Genomic DNA, 16,891 nt, shown 5'->3' with positions numbered 1-16,891 from the left:
GCGGCCGCGCATGCTTTAACAAAGTCATCAGTCGAGTCGTGAAAGGTGCGGGTCGCACGCGCGCTTTCGAAGACGACCTTCATGTCCCATCGCTCATCCGTGATAACCCGACCTGACGGCCTCGATCTGGATCGTCCGATCCGGGAGGGCGGCGCCCGGATGGCTCCCCTGTGGCAGGTGCTGGTCGGGGGCGATGCGGTCCGCCGCCATGCGCACCTGATCCTGGCCGCCGGCGTGGCCCTGGCCCTGCTAGGCGTCGCCGTGATGATCGATGCCCTCGCGGGGGCGGTCCATATCCCGGAGCGCTGGTTCGGCCTGCTCCTGCTGGTGGACGCCCTCGGTTCGCTCGGCGCCGGCCTGATCGCCGCGGGGGCGGCCCGGCGGCTGCGGATCTTCAAGGGCCTGTTCCTGGCCTTGGCGGCCATCCTGATCATGATGGCCTCGGCCTCGAGCTTCTTCCTGCTGGCGATGCTGTTCGGCACCGTCTTCCTGGTCGACGGCATGATCCGGATCGTCCTCGCCTACCTGCTGAAATTCCCCGAATGGCGGACCTCTGTGGCGCTCGGCGCGCTGGGCGTCGCCTTCGGCGTGTTCCACCTGCAGCCTTGGCCGACCTGGTACGTCGGCACCGTGGGCTACTGCATCGGGATGTTCCTGGTCATCAACGGCCTGCGGTTGGCCTTGGCGGGCCTGCGGACCCGGCGGACGGCCCCGGAGCCGGTGCTGGAGGGGGCGTCGGCCCTGAACTCCGACAGCTTGACCGTCTATGTCTGGACGCCGACCGGCCAGGCCACGACGCCGGCCACGCAGCGGCTGGTCCGGCGCTACGTCGCCTCCGTCGACGTGGCGGGGCGGTACTCCACCGGCCACGCCGCCCTCGAACTGGCGGGCGACCTCTATATCAGCCACTACCCCGCGGTGGAGATCGACCGCTCGCCGGCCAACCTCCGGTCGAGCCTGCGCGCCGGTCCCGAGAACGACGTCCCCGGCCGGTTCCTGCCGTCGCATCGCGCGGAGGTCGCGGATTGGTGCGAGGCCACCGTCGCGGTCACACTCAACGGCGTCGACGGCCTCCGGCTGCGGGCGTTCTGGGACGCCTATCGCGGCGACACGACCTACAACTTCATCAGCCGCAACTGTTCGACCACGGTCGCCCGCGCCCTGGATGTCGCCGTGGAGGGCGCGTTCAGCCGCGGGGGGCATCCCTGGCGGAGCCTCGCCAACGCGCTGACGAGCCCGGAATTCTGGGCCGCGGCGCTGCTGCGCAACGGTGCCCGGTCGATGACCTGGACCCCCGGTCTGGTGCTCGATTACACGCGCGCGCTTAGCGCCCTCGTCGACCCGGCCACACCGGTGACCTCCATCGCCTGGGCCAATGTGGGCCGCCGGTTCGTCCGCAACGGGCGGTTCGGGTCCCTGACCCGGTTGTTCCACCTCGCCTGGCGCCGGCGCGCATCAGGCTCGGGTCAGACCGAGGCCTGACTGAGGGCCTTCCGGGTCCCCCTGCCCTCCGGGCCGCCGATAGGGTGGCGCGCCCGGGTCAACGGGCCGTGCGGCGGGCAGCGAGATCGCGGGCGATGGCCTGCATCACCGACAATGTGTCGACCTCATCCTGCTCGGCGCCGTGGTCGCTGAGCTTCACGATCACGGTCCCAGTCTCGCGGTCGACGTAGACGTACTGGCCGTAGACGCCGATCGCCGAGATGTCGCTGTCGTCGCCCCCGGGGGCATGCCACCACTGGGCCGAATACTGCCAGCCATCGACCGCCCGGCGGGCCGGCGTCTCGATCCGGTCGATCCAGCGAGCCGGGATGATGCGGTTCTGGCCCGCCAAGCCCTGGTCGGCCACCAGAAGCCCAAGGCGGGCGAAGTCGCGGGGCGTGGCGTTGATGCAGCAGAACGCCTTCTCGATCCCGCCGGCCCGGTCGAGATTCCAGGTCGCGTCGGCCTGGGCGCCCATCGGCTTCCAGATCCGCTCGGAGAGGAGGTTCGCCAGGGGCTTGCCCTCGACCCGCGCCAGGATCAGGCCGAGCAACTCGGTGTCGATGCTGCGGTAGCGGCCCTGGCTGCCGGGCTTGAACGCCAGATGGGCGTTGTCGCGGACGAAGGCAGTGATGTCGCGCGTCAGGTACATCCCGGCGGTGCCGGTCAGCGGATGCTGCGGGTCGTAGTTCTCCGGCACGGCGATCCCGCTCGTCATGTCGAGGAGGTCGCGCACGGTGATCTGGCCGAAGACCGCGCCGTGGCGCAGTTCGGGCAGCAGGGCCGAGACCCGGTCGGTCTCCGCGAGCTTGCCGCCCGCCACCGCGGTGGCGACCAGCAGCGACACGATCGACTTCGCCACCGACCAGGACGGGAACAGCGTCGCCGGTCCTGTGCCCGGCCGCTGCCATTCGTGGATCAGGACGCCGTCCTGCACCACCAGGAAGGCGTTGGTGTGCGTCTCCGCCAGCATCGTCGCGAGCGGAACCGTCCGGCCCTTCCAGGAGACGCGCTCCAGGATCGGGCTCGGCCGGAACGCCAGGTCGCGGGCCCGTTCGGGCGCCTGCACCACCCGGCTGGGGAACCAGGGGCCGATCGCGGACGGCTCGATGACCGCCAGGGCTGCCAGCGTGACCGGATTCGGGACGTTGATCAGTGCGGTGGCGGTCCAGGCGCAGCCCGCCGCCACGCCGCCGCCGGCCGCGGCGATCAGGCCCCAGCGCATGCCCCGCTGGCGGCCCGGACGGGGGCGGGCCGAAGCTTCCGGGATCGCGGGCGACGCAGTCATGGTGGATCGGTATCGCTCTGGATCGGCACTGTCGTGGCGCCGTCGATCGGGGCCTTGGCACGGGCGGCGACCATGATGAGGAGGCGTTAACGAAGGGCCAACCCGGTCGGACGTTGAATTCGGCGCTCAGCCGCGCGTGCCTAGTGCGGAGGATTCGAAAATCTTCATCGATTCGACGGAAAAGGGCTCCCGAACGCCGGCGGCACCTTATGGGAGGAGGCTGCCGCGCACAAACTGCAACCCACCGTCCTTACCTGATCGTCCTCCCCTGATCGTCCTTGCCGATCCGAAGAACCGATTTTCACTTGAGACTGGCTCCGCGCCTGCACAAAAGGTCTTCCGCGCGATGAACCCTTTCCTGATCCTCGGGCTCGCGATCGGCGCGGAGGTCACCGCCACCCTGGCGCTGAAGGCCGCCGACGGCCTGACCAAGCCGGGCCCCACTCTGATCGTGGCGGTCGGCTACGGCACCGCCCTATGGCTGATGTCGAGCAGCATGGACATGCTGCCGATCGGGGTGGTCTACGCGATCTGGTCCGGGGTCGGCATGATCGGCGCCGCACTCGGCGGCGCGTGGCTGTACGGCGAGGCGATCAGCCCGACCATGCTAGTGGGGATCGCGATCATCGCGGTGGGCGTGGCCATCCTGGCGTCCGGGCAGGGCCAGCACTGAGCCGGATCCCCTCCGGGCCCCGGGGTCGCGCTCAGAATCGGCCGCGCTCAGAACCGGCCTGCGATGGTGAGGCGCACGGCCGTGGGCTCGGCCGGGTGGAACACGCGGTCGGTCAGGCCCTCGGCGGGCTCCCCGGGCAGGCGCGAGACGTAGGCGTAGGTGATCTGGTCGGACTTGCTGTTGGTCAGGTTCAGCACGTCGAGGGAGACGCTGACCCCGTTCTCGAAGGCGTAGCCGACCCGGCCGTTGAACAGGGCGGTCGGGCGCGAGCGGATGGAATTGTCCTCGATCAGCGGGCGCGGCCCGAAATACCGGAACCGCAGGGAGCCGAACCAGCCGAGCGGCGCGCCGAAGGTGATGCCGGCCGACGCGATGGTGGTAGGCGCCTCCGGCACCCGGGTGCCGACTGGGTCGGAATCGGAGAACCGGGCGTTGGTGATCGTCAGATCGCCCTCCAGCGACAGGAACGGCGTCAGCGCGTAGCGGTTCGTCCACTCGACGCCGAAGCGCCGGGTCGGGCGGCTCGGCTCCGTGGTGCCGGTGTCGCCCTGGAACAGGTTTTCGGACGCGAAGTCGAGCCGGAACAAGGCGAGGCTGGTCTCCAGCCCGGCGATCGAGCGGTTGCGCAGCCCGACCTCGTAGCCGGTCGAGGGCACCAGGAACGGCGCGCGGCCGATGTTGAACAGGGGGCTTGCCGGATCGACCGTGGCAGTCACCCCGCGCACGTCGTTCGAGTGGAAGCCGCCGCCGTAATTCACGTAGAACTCGGTGTCGAACCACGGTCCGAGGGTCAGGCCGAGCTTAGGATTGACGATGCCGTCGCGGGCCCGGCCCGAATTGGCCGGCGTGTCCGAGGCGACGCGGGCATCATAGCCGTCGGCGCGGAAGCCGAGGCTGGTGCGCAGCCAGTCGGTCCAGCGCACCCGGTTGTCGAAATAGAAGGCCCCGCTCGTCTCCAGCACCCGATCGTCGAGCACGCCCGAGCGGTATTGCCGGTTCGTCGTGTTGAACAGCCCGACCCGGATGCTGTCGGTCCGGGTCTGCACGCCGACCTCGTTCTCCATCGGACGCCCGAACAACGCGCCCTGGAAGATGTGCAGCGCCTCGCCGCCGCCGATGATGCGCTGGTCGAGCTGGTGGAACTGGTCGCCCGCGACGGGGTCGTTGAGGACATAAGTGAAGTCGTTGAACAGGTTGAGCTGCGAGCGGATCACGTAGGCCGAGGCCCGGGTCACGCCTGTGTCGTCGGTGCTGCTGAAGCGGCCGGACAGCGAGAGGCGGCTCGTATCCCCGCCATCCGTGGGGTTGATCGTGCCGTATCGGCCGATCAGCCCCTGAGCGACGGCCCGCTCGGGGATCTGGTTGGTGGCGGTCCAGCGGCTGGCATAGGCCATGCCCGTGACCGAGAAGCCGTCGAGCGCCGTGCCCTGGCTGTAGCGGGCGACGGTGCTGATCTTGCGCAGGGCGTCCGGGACCACCCACGGACCGTCGTAGACCTGTGCGTCGGCCGCGACCAGGAGGTTGCCGTCCCCGATCGGGGTCGAGGCGATGGTGAGCGCGCGCTTGTAGCCGAAGCTGCCGATGGCGGTGAGCGCGAGGTTTTTCTGGACGGTGTCGAGATAGTCGATCCGCACCGAGCCGGCGGAGGCGAAATCGCCGTCGCGTACGAAGTACGGCCCCTTGTGGAACTCCACCGCGCCGACGAGTTCGGGGATCAGGAAGTTGATGTCGGCATAGCCCTGCCCGTGGGCGTGGGTGCGCATGTTGAGCGGCATGCCGTCCAGGAACAGGGCGATGTCGGTACCGTGGTCGAGGTTGAAGCCGCGCAGGAAGAACTGGTTGGCCTTCCCCTCCCCGCTATGCTGGGTGACGATCAGGCCCGGCACCGCCTCCAGCACCTCGCCGGGACGCGTCACCGGCCGGCTGTTGAGCTGGGCGCCCGTGATCACCCCCGCGCTGGCGGAAGCCACGGGCAGGAGCGGGCCGCCGATGCCGGTCACGCCGCTGACATAGCCCGCACTCGCGGCGGCACCGCCCCGCGGGGCCCCGGAAGGCTCTGCGGTGACCGAGATCTCGTCGAGCGTCGCCTCGGTGTCCTGGCTCGGCCGGGATCCGTCCCGGGCGGAGGCCGCCGGGGGCAGCAGCGCCAGGGCCGTCAGCACGGCCAGTTTCGAGGGCGTCAAGCGCGGCACAGGACGGGACACGGGACCTCGGGCGACGGCAGTGGCACGTCACCGCGAACGAGGCCGCGCCGACCGCGCTCGCGCGGGCGTCCCGGCACCCGCCAGGACACCCCGCCCAGCGCGTTTCGCGTGTGACCACGACTGACGGCAGGTCTCCTGGCTCATGGGTCGCCGCCCTCTCGTCGTCTTCCCGGGCGAGGCGGCCCAGTGACGTGGTGACGAGAAGGCTCACCGCTTACAGTTGCGGGGGCAGCCGCGGATTCGGGGAAGACCCCTCACCGCGTTCCCTTTTGATCCCCGAAGGGAACCGTCCCAGCCACCTTCGAGCCAAGGCTTGGGTCCCGTCAACGTCCCGGCACCGGTTGGCGGCGTGTGTGTCTATCGGATGACACCGGGCCCTCGGCCGGCTCTCGTTCCAGCCGAACGAGGCCGCCGACCGGGGGACTCGTCCCTCCGATCCCGGACGGCTCCGGGCGATGCTACGCTAATGGTATCGCGAAGCTTTTCCGCCCGGACCTGCGGCTCCCGCTGCGGCTCCGGTCCGTCCCGCGAGGGGCCGCGTTCCAGGGCTGTCCGTGGTCCGCCAGCGCGGGCCGACCGGCGTTCGGGGCGATCCACGCATGCCGGCCCGCCACATCCTCGCCGCGAACGTGCACACAAGCTTGGCGCGTACAACGATCGAGAGTGGCGACGCCGGGCAGGGCGATCGCCCTGCCCCGAGGCCGGAGGACGGAGCGCTGATGCATGCAGGGTAGCGAGAGGATCAAGACCGTTTCGGGGCTGGTCGCGCTGGCGCTCGCCGGCGGCCTCGGTGCGTGCAACACCGCGTCACCCCTGACCACAGGATCGATCCCCGGCCGCAAGCCGTCGATGGTGGTCACCGACGCCGAGCGCGACTGCCTCGGCCGGGCCATGTATTTCGAATCGAACCGCAGCGACGAATCCGGTCTGCTGGCCGTCGGCACCGTGGTCATGAACCGGATGGAGGCCGCGATCTTCCCGGGCGGCATCTGTGCGGTGGTCGGGCAGCCCGGGCAGTTCGCCCCCGGCGTCCTGACCAAGCCGATGCAGGACCGCGACCTCCAAAAGGTGGCGGATGCCGCCGACGCGGTGCTGGCGGGCGAGCGTCACCCGAAGGTCGGGAAGGCGATGTATTTCCACACGGCCGGCCACCACTTCCCGTACACGAACATGCACTACGTGGCCGTAGCCGGCGGCAATGCCTTCTACGAGAAGCGCAACTCCCGCGCCGCCAAGGCGGAAACGCCGGCGCCCGCCGCCCTGTCCCCGACGGTGTCGAGCTACGCGGCCGGCCCGGCTGCGCCGACGCGTTAGCGCTGCGCACAACGATCCGAACGGCCTTGCCGGATCCGGATCGCGCTTCCGGCGCGGGTCCCTCCCCTTGCCGCAAGCCTGCGCCCCGGCACCACCCGCTCGCAGCGCGTGTCCATCCCGCTGCGAGCGTGGCCGCCCGCGACCACGCGGGCCGGCGGAAGCCGCCGCAAGCCATACATCGGGACGCGGCTCCCGACAGGGACGCGGATCGACCGGCATAGAACGAGGCGGTGCTGTCGATCGCACCATCTTGACCGGTCATGGCAGATGAAGTGACATCGCGCGCGGCGGTAAATCTGTTGATTGGCTCCGTGACCCGCGGAGGCGAGATTTACATCGACGGGCGACGCCTTAGCTTGTCGGTTAGAACTACCCACGAATCACGGATCTGCCGCCGATGATTGCCCACAGGGTAGCGCTCGCTGGTGCGGTCCTCATTCTGAGCATCGCACCGGCAGCCTCTCAGTTGCGCCGCCCGATGACCTGTACGGAGGACGTCTCGGTGGGGCTCGACGCGGCCCCCGGCCCCGAGGGTGCAAAGCCTCAGCCGCACCGGGCGCGGACCTTCTCGTTGGTCTCCGGCGGCGGCTTGCTGACCGTCCTCTCCGCCGGGCGGTCCGACTATTACGAATGTCAGGTGGCGTCGCCGCGCTTGAATGAACGGACCCCGCGCAACGCGATCAAGTGCCAGAACGGCGTATATTTTCTTCTGATCGACCTGAACAAGCTGAACTTCGTCGAGGCGCAGCTCAATCCGGAGGATCGCGGCGAGATCAAGATGAGCTACGGAAGCTGCAAGATCCTCTGACTGCGCTCAATCCATCCGGATCAGGATGTAGGCCGAGACCGCGATGACCGCGATGGTCACCGCGAACAGCAGAAGCGTCCTGGCGAACGCGCCGTCGGGCGGGTCTGGTGCGTCGTTCATCATGCTCTCCCAGCCCCGGAAGGATGGTGGCGTTTGCCGTCTTGCTCAACGTATGAGCGGCCAATAGGCAGCATCCGCATAGAGTGGTCGGTAATCTGCGCTGTTGGCACTGAAGAAACCGTTCCTCGTCTGCATCTCTCGCCGCCTAGCCGGAAGGGACGTGGCATGCCTCGAGGGGATCGGCGCCGGCCACCGTGATCGAGCGTGCCCGCGGCCGCCCCCGGTCGAAGGGTGCATCACCGGTAGAACTGCGTCGCCGCCGGGGTCCATTGCCTGAATCCGGTCGCGACCATGTTGGCGACCACCCGGCAGATATACTGTTTCTGCGCCGCATTGTTGTTCGGCCCGGCATGGTAGCGCGCCACCGCCATCGTCCAGCTGCCCTCTCGCTTCTTGAGCTCCTGGAGGAATTGGGTGGCGTACTGGACGTTCGCGAGCCGGTCGATCATGGCCTCGACCGAGCCGAGCTTGCCGCCGTGATAGAGGTGGTTGATCTGCATGCAGCCGAGGTCGATCGGGCGGATGCCCTTGCTGCGCGCTTCCGTGAAGCGAGCGATCACGTCCCGCGGCCCCGTTCCGAAATAGGCGGTTCCGGCGAAGTTCATGGCGTAGGGTTGAAGGGAGCCGCGCTTGCCGATCCTCGGTCAGGCCGACGGCGTAGAGCACGCCCAGCGGCACGCAGTAGCGGGCGGAGGCGCGCGCCATCTCGGCCTCGCAGACATTCGCCACTGCCGTGACAACGCTAGAGATAAATGCCGCTCTCACGAAGACGTACCACTTCATCCGTCCGTTCCCTTTTGCGTCTGTTGCCCGATTGGCGCTGCTCGTCCTGCTGCTGTCTGGTGCCCTCGTTGCCCGCGCGGGCCCCGTCGTTGAACGATGGCGACGCGTGAAATCGTGAGCCGTCCGACGCGGTCGATGCCTCGGCTGAACGCGCCTGCCCGACGATGCCCCCGGCTTGGTAGCTGCCGTGGCTCAGGAGGTCGGTATGGATCGCCGTATGCTCGCGCAGCAGCGTGGCGGTCTCCGACTGCGAGGCGCGCGGATGGGTTAAAAACTGGCCGTTGGAGAGCTGCACCTCCAGGGTGACGACCCCGAGATCGTCCGGCCGAAGCCGGATCTTGAGGACGCGCAGCGGCCCGTCCGGGACGCCGCCAGCCGGCGGATCGGCATGGGTCCGGCCTTGCACGGCGGCCGCGGTCGCGCGCTCGAGCTTCTCCCGGATGGCCGTCGCGATCATCGGCAGGGTTCGGCGGGCAAGCTCGTGGCGGTCCCGGTTCCGTCGCGCGATCCGGCCGACACTGCGGCATCCTCCGCATGCTCGTCGATGGAGGCGAGAACGGCCCGCTCGATCCAGGAGATCACCTGGCTTTGCGCAGGTGCGACGCCCATCGGCTTCTGGGGGGCGGCCGTGTCGAATGCCGTGGTCGTGCCGCGGATCCGGCTTCGACTGGACCAGCGGCTGAAGCTTCAGCGCCGCTGCGGCATTCAGGGCCAGCAGCGCGGACAGGGCGCCTGCAGGATCGAGAATCGTTGACATCAGGGCCGGGCGGCTTCGCACTCGCAGGCTCGGGCGCGGGCGCGCCACCCGCGACGTTGGGCTTGAAACGAACCGCACGGCCCAGCACCGCGACGCTCGCCCCGGCGCCGCGAAGGACCTTCGCGACGTCAGGCGGATCTCGCTTTGGTGGCCGCCGAGGTGATTCGTAGGAAGGATTGCCGGCTGGCAGTCGGGCGCTTCGCGGCGTTCGTAGGCGTCGCCGAGACCACGGTGCGCAACGCGATCTGCGAGGCCCGGAAGCTCGAGCTGCTGACCGTCGAGGAGCGTCAGATCACCGGCTTCCGCAGCGAGACCAAAATCGTGCGGATCGTCTCGCCCGAATGGACCGCCCGGCCACGGCTGGCCCAAAGGGAGAATGCCGCCGAGTCTCCCCCGTCCGGAGAGAAGGTCATCACCACCCTGCTTTTCGGGGGGAGAGGGTGCAAGTCCGCAAAGCGCATGTCCGCTGAGGCTGCAGATCTGTGAAAGACGAGGCCAGCGGGACCAAAACAGGGGCTGCCGACAACCGGCTGTCGACCTCGACCAATCAGGCCAACCGAGAATGCGCGCGCGTGGTGGAACAGGCCGAGCCATGCGGTGAGGATCTGCAGCCGTTCGGCGAGACGGACGAGAAAACAGGATTGAGAACGAAACAGTTCTCGCAGTCGACCCGTTGAGGACGCCATGACCTGCATCGCGCTCCTTATCGAAGCCCCTCAGGGGGTACGGTTCCTCGTCGCCGCCACACCGCGGGAGGCTGCGCTGAAGGCCGAGTCCGTTATTGCCGCCATCCCGCAAACCCAGTTGCCCGTTCCAGCTTGGGTCGCGGGAGCTAGCTCTGGCACGGCCGATCGCCTGATGAACTACCTGGCCGACGTGCAGATGGAGCGCTTGCTGGAGGGGGCCCTCTGAGACCATCTCAGGATTTGCTAAAGCGTCGCCTCTTCCGTCTGTGCGCCTGAGGCGTTCGCGACATCGCAAAGCGTGCGGCGGCCAAGCTCGTGACGACAGGCGCTCTCCGGGCCAGTTCCCCACAGGGCGCCCGTGAAGCCTCGGCCGGGCAGTCGCGGGAGGGTCGGCGCGGCGGGGGAACTGGACACCGCAAGCGCCGGCTCACGGCCCGGATCTCTGATCGTCGGAGGCAATCCGCAGGGATCTCAACGAGTACTGGTGACCCGACCCAGAACTCGAGCCTCTGCTCCTACCTCGAACCCATTCAAATCCCACGGCAGGATTGATCTTGTTGTTGCGCCGCAAAGGCGAAACTTCGTCAAAAAACACAATTTAAAATTGTTTTATGATGGGACTACTGTGCGCGTCTCATGCATATCCGTAATGCAGCTTAACCTCCCAGATTGGTTCTGCCACATTCGCGACATGATCCGCGGCGTTAACCAGCATTAGCCTGCTGAGGCGACCGCCAATATTTTTTTAATATGCTCAACTATCGACAGAATGTTGGCCGTAATAGTTCGTTAACTTACCGATGATTTATCATTCGTTCCGTCTCTACTGTGAAGCATAGCCATGTCGCATACCGCAATTTACCAAGAGATCGAGCATGTTTTTGCATTGCGGCATAAGCTCGACATCACGCATTTTGGTGTGGATGTTGAGAAGGTCCCAAGCCCGGTGATCGAAGCGACCGAGGCTGTTCTGCCGGATACGCCGTTCGTGGCGCGTGGGCTTCGGCTGGATTGGGCGGCCAAGCGCGGGCTCGACATCGGGGTGGCGGCGACCGCGCTGTTCCTGCTGCTGCCGCTGATGCTGCTGATCGCCGTGCTGGTCTGGGCCGGCGACCGCAAGGCGCCGATCTTCCGGCACATGCGGCTCGGCCGGGACGGGCGCAGCTTCGGCTGCCTGAAGTTCCGCTCGATGGTCACGGACGGCGAGGGCGTGCTGGCCGCGCACCTGGCCGCCAGCCCGAGCGCCCGGGCCGAGTGGGCCGCCACGCACAAGCTCTCCGACGATCCGCGCATCACCGCCATCGGCCAGGTGCTGCGCAAGACCTCGCTCGACGAGCTGCCACAGCTGTGGAACGTGCTGCGCGGCGAGATGAGCCTGGTCGGCCCGCGCCCGATCGTGCAGGCCGAGGTCGCCCGCTACGGCCGGGCGTTCTCGACCTGCTTTGCCGTGCCGCCGGGCGTCACCGGGCTGTGGCAGGTCTCGGGCCGCTCCGACACCAGCTACGCCGAGCGCGTGGCGCTCGACCTGGACTACGCCAGCCGCTGGAGCCTGCGCCGGGACATCGCGATCATGCTGCGCACCGTCCCGGCCGTGCTCGCCCAGCGCGGCAGCAAGTAGCGTGGCCGTGCCGCCGAGGGACCACGCCATGCAGGACGACAACCCGCTCTGGTGCGATTACGCTGAACCCGACGAGGCACCCTGTCGAACGCTGCTAGTTTTAGCTGGCTTGGTGTCCATCGCGATGAACATCATCGCGGCTACGATCCGGGTATGCCGGATGTCCGACCAGCTGTGGCCCTTGAAACCAACTCAGTTGGCTCAAACTCGAAGGGTGCGGGTAGAGCCGCTTTAAGCCGCGTGGTAGCTGTCGCAAACCTGCGTGGCCTTAAACGACGCCCTTGCCCACGTCGTCCCGCGAAGTCGGCGCAGCTTCACATATGCGCCAGAATTCGACAAAGCCTACGACGTAGGCGGTGAGGACAACGGCGGCCCAATGCATCATCAGGTTTTTTAACACGGACGACCCATATTTGTGCAGCCAAAACCTTAACAAATTACAACATTTTGAAGTTGTGTCAGACCCTATGCGCCGGCTGTGAGGTCCTGCTTCACGTCCACTTAAAGAAAGCGGATTGTCAGGCGTGGGGACAACCGAACGGATCGCCTAACGCCTGCCGCCGGAACAGTGTGGGCCTCCTAAGCCGCCTCTGGTGCTCCAGTTCCAGCCTATGATGGCACGCGACAGCGCGGGCAGAAGGCCAGAGGTTGGGCGATGACGTGAGCGCGTTTATCCCCATCGCACGCGAGAATGCCGACCTGTGGTAGCAGCTCGCGATCGCCCAGGACATGCTGATGGAAACCGCGATCGACGCCGGTAGCATGCATGCGCTGATCAAGGCGGTTCAGGGCGAGCGCGATGCCTGGCGGAATGAAATCCTGGTGATTGCCGACGGCCCGACGTCCATCTCAGTCCGGGGTGCGCAGAAGAGGATCGGCGGCTCTGTTGAGATGGCGAAGGCTGTCGGGACGTAGACCAAGGATATCCATGACGCGTTCTCGGGCGCTGACATCGAAAACCTGTCTGCCGTTCTCGAGCTCGGTGATCACCCCGGGCTCAACCCGGGCGAGCGTTGCCAAGGTCTCTATCGAGTAGGCGCCGCGTAGGCGGGCGGCTTGGACCTGCGCAGCTAGGGTCGCATCGAGGGATGCAGGCTTTTTATCTGGATCGATCATGGGCCTTCGGTACGTGCAGGCTCGGACCGAAGTTTCTGCTCGGCGAGTTTTTTTGAGTGGTGGCTACACAGCTCCAAGCGCCCGAGGGCGGGGTTCGCCAAGCTCGGTCAGGCCGAGAAAAAGGGCGAGCCGCATCAATTCGGCGAGCGAAGATGAGCAGTCGCTGCCGTTCTCGACCGTTGCGATGAGCTCAGGTGTGAGGTGAACCAAGCGGGCTGCATTGTCCAAAGACATGCACATCCGGCTCCGTGCCGAGCCGGCGTGTGTCGCGAGATTGCGCAGCACGATTTCCCGTTGATCTTTGGTCTCGGCCATGAAGAATGTTGATCTCGTGAGGCACTGACGCCATCGCAAGATCGTTACTACGATGGGCGAACCATTCCAATAATAAAAATTACATCTAAGCCGAGTTTTAAGTCGGCTGCTCCTGATGCGCTGGACCACTGTTGTGGTGGCTCTTTCAAGCGTAGGGCCCACCGAATAAGAGCGTGGGACAAAACCCATTCGGGCGGGTTGGGAGGGCATGGATGCTCTTGTACCCGACGACCTCTGGGCGGTGGTCGAGCCGCTTCGTCCGCCTAAGCCCGAGAAGCCGAAAGGTGGCCGGCCGCACGTCTCGGATCGGGCGGCGCTGTCCGGCATCATCCTGGTTTTGCGGACCGGCATGCAGAGGACGCACCTGCCGCGTTCCGAAGTGGGCTGCAGCGGCAAGACGAGTTGGCGGCGGCTGGGCGCGTGGCAGGCGGCGGGCGTCTGGGCCGCCTTGCATCGCGTGATGCTGGAGCAGCTTCAGGATGCCGATGTGCTCGATTGGTCACGGGCTGCCCTCGACAGCGCGAGCCTGCCGGCGAAAAAGGGGCTCTGCGACGGGCTCGAACCCGACGGACCGGGGCAAGCCGGGCACGAAGCGCCACCTCGTCGTGGACGCCAACGGCACGCCGCTCGGCCTGATACTCACCGGGGCCAACTGCCACGACAGCCGCATGCTGGCTGCCACGCTCGACGCGGTGCCGGGCGTGCGCACCGGCCGGCGTGGTCGCCCGCGGCGCAGGCCCGACAAGCTGCACGCTGACAAGGGCTACGATCATCGCCGGTGTCGGCGCGAGTGCCGGGCTCGTAGCATCACGCCGCGGATCGCCCGCCGTGGCATCGAGATCCGCGAGCACCTGGGACGCTACCGCTGGATCGTGGAGCGCATCCTGGCTTGGCTGGCCCGCTTCCGCCGACTGACCATCCGCTGCCAGCGACGCCTCAACCTCCACCTCGCCCTCACGACACTCGCCTGCGCCCTCATCTGCCGAACTCAGGCCAAACGGTTTTGTCCCTAACTCTTAATTAAAAGTTTCAGATCGCGACGGCACCGCAGGGGCAAGTACCGCGAGCAACTCGCACGCCGTCTAGTGCTCTGACGCCGGCAAAACGCACACAAGGCAGTATGATCTTTCAAGCGATGGCAGTTAGTTCGCGGGAAAGCACGTGGTGCGTTCGTTGGCGTCTGTGCACTAGATGCTGGAGAGATGACGCTGGCGCAGTTCGAGCAAGAGAAGGAGCTCGCCTTGCCGCGCCTCAAGGCTCAGCGCGGTCGAGCCTAACCAGCGACAGTCTCTTCCAGGCCTGCTATAGGACCGCCTCCTTCCGTCAGTGTGACCAAGATGTTCGCGACACCGCAATGCACGCGGCGGGCAAGCATGTGACGACAGGCGCTCTCCGGGCCAGTTCCCTGTAGGCTGCCTGTGAGGCCTTGGCCGGGCAGTCGCATGAGGGTCGGTGCGGCGGGGGGAACTGAACACTGCAGGCACCGGCTCATGGCCAGGATCCCCTCAGCATCGGCGGCGTTGTTCGCCGTCATACCCACTCAGGCGAGCGCGATAGCGCTTCCTATCGAATACGGCAGCGCGGCACGCTCATGTCATCCACTGTCCTGCGTCTTGGGCTGCCTCTCATGCTTCTGCTGCCCAGCTTGGCGAAGGCCGAAACGATCCCTCTGAACGTGCCGATCCTGATGCATGGGTCGATCGGCGACGATGCCTGTCCGGAGAAGGGGCGTGTGATCGAACTCGGAGCCGAGCCGGAGAGCTTCGTGGCGGTGCAGAGCGGGCCCGGAGAAGCTCCGTTTCGCGAGATCGGCCGCCTGCACGACGGCGACATGGTCGTGGTCTGCGAGAAGCTCGGCCCGTGGCTGGGCGTCGTCTACGGCTCCGCGCTGCTCGGATGCCGGACCACGATCCTCACGCCGATCGAGCAGAGTTACACCGGCCCCTGCGAGCACGGCTGGGTTCTGGCGCGCTACATCAGCCTCAGCAAAGATCGAAACTAGCGTCGTTTGCCCAGGCAATAAGCACCGCGACAGCTATTAACCATCGCGTAATGTTCGTTAATAACTCGTTGACGTGATACCGCTGTTTGTGAGGAAATACGTAGGCGGGTTGGTGCCCGCCACGTCTTTCGAGGTAATCATGGTTCGGGTCTCGGCGCTCAGGCTCACGCGTCGCCTGGGTACGCGTTCGCTGGCAAGCCTCGCAGCCCCACCCTTGGCCCTCCTCGCCGGTACGAGCTCCGCCAGCGCTCACGTAAAATGGTTCTGTGCCTACGACGTCGCCGGGCAGCCGCGTGGCCTTGAGCAGGTGCTGTGCGCTGACTTCGAGTGGCTCGCCGGTCTGGCCATCCTGTGCCTGATGTTCGGGTGCCTGACCGAGGGTACGCCGCTGGGCGGTGCCCTGCTCAACGCGCTGGATCGTGTGACCACCCGGATCCGCACCGACACCGAACTTCTGGTCCGCGCCACGCTGGGCTTCTTCTTCGTCTCGCTCTGGGAACTCGGCGGCATCATCCTCACCCCGGAGCTCAAGACCGACGTCGCCTGGATCCCGTGGTTCCAGCTCGCGCTGGCCGCCGGCCTGATCTGGCGGCGGACCATGCCGCTCACCGGCCTGGGCATCGTCTTCCTGTTCAGCTTCGCCACCGCGCAGTACGGCGTGTTCCACCTCGCCGACTATCCGGTGTTTCTCGGGGTGGCGGTCTACCTGATCTTCCAAGGCCTCAACCTGAAGCCCTTCGGCCTGCGTTCGCTCGACATCGTGCGCTGGGCCGCTGCCGTCACGCTGATGTGGGCCTCGGTCGAGAAATGGGCCTACCCGCAGTGGACCGATCCGCTGCTCGCCGCCAAGCCGCAGATGACCATGGGTGCGACGCCTGAGCTGTTCATGCAGGCGGCCGGCGTCATCGAGTTCACCCTGGCCTTCGCGCTGATCTGGACACCGCTGGTGCGACGCGCTGCGGCGATCATCCTGGCGGCGATTTTCGTCTCGGCGGTGTTCGAGTTCGGCAAGGTCGACGCGATCGGGCATTCCGGGATCATCGTCGTGCTGCTCGGCATTGCCGCCGACGACGTGCGCACCGCGGTGCGGGTCCGCGACATCACGTGGGCGCCGGCGTACTACGGCGGTGCGCTCGCGACCTTCCTGGCGCTGTACTACGTCGGCCACGAAGCCCTGTACGAAGGCCTCACCGGCCTACCGGTGATCTGAGGCCGCCTGATAGATGGAGCTCGGTGGCGGCCATCCTACTGGACGTGGAGGGTAAGCTTCATCTTCGGGTGGATACCGCACTCGATCACGAAGTCGCCGGGCTCCTTCAGCGTCAGCGTGGCCTGCTTGCCCGGCTCCTGATCGCCGGCGTCGAACGCGAACCGATCGGCCTCGATGAAGGCATGATGGATCGCGCCGTCGTCCCCGTTGACCAGGACGATGGTGTCACCTCGGCGGAGGAACAGGTCGGTGGGGGCGTATTGCCGACTCTTCTGCAGCACGACGCGGACGACGTTGGCAAGATCGGCTTGGGCCGGTCCGAGCGCGAGTAACCCTGCTATGAGCGCGATAGGCGTGCCGACGAGAAACCCGCGACCAAGATTGCGTATCGGCACGGCTACAACCCAAGTAAATAATTTCGCGAAACAAGCCTAGCACTAGAGCATTTTCGGTTTAATCTGGTTCGTATCCTGCGGCAGCGAAGAAGTTGGCGCACTCGTCGGGCGTGACCGCAT

19 protein-coding genes, 1 pseudogene and 1 riboswitch are annotated in these 16,891 nt (G+C 66.7%); of the genes and pseudogenes, 13 read left to right on the top strand and 7 right to left on the bottom strand.

Features of this window, described 5'->3' with window-relative positions; genetic code table 11:
* Positions 1 to 159: 159 nt before the first annotated feature.
* Entirely contained in the window at positions 160 to 1,482 is a 1,323-nt protein-coding gene (locus AC0IY0_RS25150) for an HdeD family acid-resistance protein (protein WP_246692636.1), read from the top strand.
* A gap of 58 nt (positions 1,483 to 1,540) precedes the next feature.
* Here AC0IY0_RS25150 and AC0IY0_RS25145 read toward each other — a convergent pair whose 3' ends face one another.
* Entirely contained in the window at positions 1,541 to 2,770 is a 1,230-nt protein-coding gene (locus tag AC0IY0_RS25145) for a serine hydrolase domain-containing protein (protein WP_461231463.1), read from the bottom strand.
* 346 nt (positions 2,771 to 3,116) lie between these two features.
* Here AC0IY0_RS25145 and AC0IY0_RS25140 point away from each other — a divergent pair, with 346 nt between their 5' ends.
* Positions 3,117 to 3,443, top strand: a complete 327-nt coding sequence (locus AC0IY0_RS25140; RefSeq protein ID WP_147909534.1) for a DMT family transporter — start codon at positions 3,117 to 3,119, stop codon at positions 3,441 to 3,443.
* A 47-nt stretch (positions 3,444 to 3,490) separates the two neighbouring features.
* On the opposite strand, the gene AC0IY0_RS25135 is transcribed toward AC0IY0_RS25140, so the two are convergent.
* Entirely contained in the window at positions 3,491 to 5,515 is a 2,025-nt protein-coding gene (locus AC0IY0_RS25135) for a TonB-dependent receptor (RefSeq protein ID WP_461232478.1), read from the bottom strand.
* 240 nt (positions 5,516 to 5,755) lie between these two features.
* Positions 5,756 to 5,953: riboswitch (cobalamin riboswitch) on the bottom strand.
* Between the two features lie 417 nt (positions 5,954 to 6,370).
* Between AC0IY0_RS25135 and AC0IY0_RS25130 the strand changes: the two genes are divergently transcribed.
* Positions 6,371 to 6,961, top strand: coding sequence for a cell wall hydrolase (locus tag AC0IY0_RS25130; RefSeq protein WP_471766018.1), 591 nt, complete (start codon positions 6,371 to 6,373; stop codon positions 6,959 to 6,961).
* A 397-nt stretch (positions 6,962 to 7,358) separates the two neighbouring features.
* Positions 7,359 to 7,769: a hypothetical protein gene (locus AC0IY0_RS25125; protein WP_147909532.1), complete on the top strand. Its 411-nt coding sequence runs from the start codon at positions 7,359 to 7,361 to the stop codon at positions 7,767 to 7,769.
* A gap of 356 nt (positions 7,770 to 8,125) precedes the next feature.
* Here AC0IY0_RS25125 and AC0IY0_RS25120 read toward each other — a convergent pair.
* Together AC0IY0_RS25120 and AC0IY0_RS25115 are read right to left on the bottom strand one after the other, a co-directional pair.
* A pseudogene (locus tag AC0IY0_RS25120) lies at positions 8,126 to 8,672 on the bottom strand (transglycosylase SLT domain-containing protein).
* On the bottom strand, positions 8,632 to 9,129 hold the full coding sequence (locus tag AC0IY0_RS25115; protein ID WP_471766016.1) for a hypothetical protein: 498 nt from the start codon (positions 9,127 to 9,129) through the stop codon (positions 8,632 to 8,634). Before AC0IY0_RS25115 ends, AC0IY0_RS25120 begins: the two are co-directional and overlap by 41 nt.
* A 24-nt stretch (positions 9,130 to 9,153) precedes the next feature.
* On the opposite strand from AC0IY0_RS25115, the gene AC0IY0_RS25110 reads away from it, so the two are divergent.
* From AC0IY0_RS25110 to AC0IY0_RS25085, 6 genes are all read left to right on the top strand, one after another.
* Positions 9,154 to 9,426, top strand: a complete 273-nt coding sequence (locus tag AC0IY0_RS25110; RefSeq protein WP_471766014.1) for a hypothetical protein — start codon at positions 9,154 to 9,156, stop codon at positions 9,424 to 9,426.
* Between the two features lie 150 nt (positions 9,427 to 9,576).
* The gene (locus AC0IY0_RS25105) at positions 9,577 to 9,915 is read left to right on the top strand and encodes a hypothetical protein (protein WP_246692319.1); all 339 of its coding nucleotides are present in this window, start codon (positions 9,577 to 9,579) and stop codon (positions 9,913 to 9,915) included.
* Positions 9,912 to 10,106 (top strand): hypothetical protein, encoded by a 195-nt coding sequence (locus AC0IY0_RS25100; RefSeq protein WP_147909529.1) that lies wholly within the window; start codon positions 9,912 to 9,914, stop codon positions 10,104 to 10,106. Before AC0IY0_RS25105 ends, AC0IY0_RS25100 begins: the two co-directional genes overlap by 4 nt.
* Positions 10,107 to 10,113: 7 nt before the next feature.
* Positions 10,114 to 10,341 (top strand): hypothetical protein, encoded by a 228-nt coding sequence (locus AC0IY0_RS25095; protein ID WP_147909528.1) that lies wholly within the window; start codon positions 10,114 to 10,116, stop codon positions 10,339 to 10,341.
* Between the two features lie 720 nt (positions 10,342 to 11,061).
* Positions 11,062 to 11,733 (top strand): sugar transferase, encoded by a 672-nt coding sequence (locus AC0IY0_RS25090; RefSeq protein WP_187193620.1) that lies wholly within the window; start codon positions 11,062 to 11,064, stop codon positions 11,731 to 11,733.
* Positions 11,734 to 12,468: 735 nt separating this feature from the next.
* A complete protein-coding gene (locus AC0IY0_RS25085) occupies positions 12,469 to 12,648 on the top strand; it encodes a hypothetical protein (RefSeq protein WP_187193754.1) in 180 nt (59 codons plus the stop codon).
* Here AC0IY0_RS25085 and AC0IY0_RS25080 read toward each other — a convergent pair.
* Together AC0IY0_RS25080 and AC0IY0_RS25075 are read right to left on the bottom strand one after the other, a co-directional pair.
* Positions 12,583 to 12,849: a helix-turn-helix domain-containing protein gene (locus AC0IY0_RS25080; RefSeq protein ID WP_147942010.1), complete on the bottom strand. Its 267-nt coding sequence runs from the start codon at positions 12,847 to 12,849 to the stop codon at positions 12,583 to 12,585. The genes AC0IY0_RS25085 and AC0IY0_RS25080 overlap by 66 nt on opposite strands.
* Before the next feature lie 63 nt (positions 12,850 to 12,912).
* On the bottom strand, positions 12,913 to 13,164 hold the full coding sequence (locus AC0IY0_RS25075; RefSeq protein WP_147942009.1) for a hypothetical protein: 252 nt from the start codon (positions 13,162 to 13,164) through the stop codon (positions 12,913 to 12,915).
* 208 nt (positions 13,165 to 13,372) lie between these two features.
* Between AC0IY0_RS25075 and AC0IY0_RS25070 the strand changes: the two genes are divergently transcribed.
* The 3 genes from AC0IY0_RS25070 to AC0IY0_RS25060 all read left to right on the top strand — a co-directional run bounded on the left by AC0IY0_RS25070 (position 13,373) and on the right by AC0IY0_RS25060 (position 16,376).
* Positions 13,373 to 14,177 (top strand): IS5 family transposase gene (locus AC0IY0_RS25070; protein WP_471766010.1). Its coding sequence is split into 2 segments (ribosomal slippage): positions 13,373 to 13,701 and positions 13,700 to 14,177, totalling 807 coding nucleotides; the frame shifts between segments, so codons are not numbered across the junction.
* Positions 14,178 to 14,791: 614 nt separating this feature from the next.
* Entirely contained in the window at positions 14,792 to 15,166 is a 375-nt protein-coding gene (locus AC0IY0_RS25065; RefSeq protein WP_147941855.1) for an integron, read from the top strand.
* A 139-nt stretch (positions 15,167 to 15,305) separates the two neighbouring features.
* Positions 15,306 to 16,376 (top strand): hypothetical protein, encoded by a 1,071-nt coding sequence (locus tag AC0IY0_RS25060; RefSeq protein WP_471766008.1) that lies wholly within the window; start codon positions 15,306 to 15,308, stop codon positions 16,374 to 16,376.
* A gap of 35 nt (positions 16,377 to 16,411) precedes the next feature.
* Here AC0IY0_RS25060 and AC0IY0_RS25055 read toward each other — a convergent pair whose 3' ends face one another.
* Entirely contained in the window at positions 16,412 to 16,657 is a 246-nt protein-coding gene (locus tag AC0IY0_RS25055; protein WP_471766006.1) for a cupredoxin domain-containing protein, read from the bottom strand.
* Between the last annotated feature and the right edge of the window lie 234 nt (positions 16,658 to 16,891).

The organism is Methylobacterium sp. AC315 (assembly GCF_979253755.1).
The sequence above is the reverse complement of the archived record's forward strand: the minus strand, read 5'-3'. Positions and strand labels throughout refer to the sequence as shown.

Excerpts from the sequence above, each read along its gene's own strand:
- AC0IY0_RS25150 (WP_246692636.1), top strand. The coding sequence starts at position 160 with ATGGCTCCCCTGTGGCAGGTGCTGGTCGGGGGCGATGCGGTCCGCCGC.
- AC0IY0_RS25145 (WP_461231463.1), bottom strand. The coding sequence starts at position 2,770 with ATGACTGCGTCGCCCGCGATCCCGGAAGCTTCGGCCCGCCCCCGTCCG.
- AC0IY0_RS25140 (WP_147909534.1), top strand. The coding sequence starts at position 3,117 with ATGAACCCTTTCCTGATCCTCGGGCTCGCGATCGGCGCGGAGGTCACC.
- AC0IY0_RS25130 (WP_471766018.1), top strand. The coding sequence starts at position 6,371 with ATGCAGGGTAGCGAGAGGATCAAGACCGTTTCGGGGCTGGTCGCGCTG.
- AC0IY0_RS25125 (WP_147909532.1), top strand. The coding sequence starts at position 7,359 with ATGATTGCCCACAGGGTAGCGCTCGCTGGTGCGGTCCTCATTCTGAGC.
- AC0IY0_RS25115 (WP_471766016.1), bottom strand. The coding sequence starts at position 9,129 with ATGATCGCGACGGCCATCCGGGAGAAGCTCGAGCGCGCGACCGCGGCC.
- AC0IY0_RS25095 (WP_147909528.1), top strand. The coding sequence starts at position 10,114 with ATGACCTGCATCGCGCTCCTTATCGAAGCCCCTCAGGGGGTACGGTTC.
- AC0IY0_RS25085 (WP_187193754.1), top strand. The coding sequence starts at position 12,469 with ATGGAAACCGCGATCGACGCCGGTAGCATGCATGCGCTGATCAAGGCG.
- AC0IY0_RS25080 (WP_147942010.1), bottom strand. The coding sequence starts at position 12,849 with ATGATCGATCCAGATAAAAAGCCTGCATCCCTCGATGCGACCCTAGCT.
- AC0IY0_RS25075 (WP_147942009.1), bottom strand. The coding sequence starts at position 13,164 with ATGGCCGAGACCAAAGATCAACGGGAAATCGTGCTGCGCAATCTCGCG.
- AC0IY0_RS25065 (WP_147941855.1), top strand. The coding sequence starts at position 14,792 with ATGCTTCTGCTGCCCAGCTTGGCGAAGGCCGAAACGATCCCTCTGAAC.
- AC0IY0_RS25060 (WP_471766008.1), top strand. The coding sequence starts at position 15,306 with ATGGTTCGGGTCTCGGCGCTCAGGCTCACGCGTCGCCTGGGTACGCGT.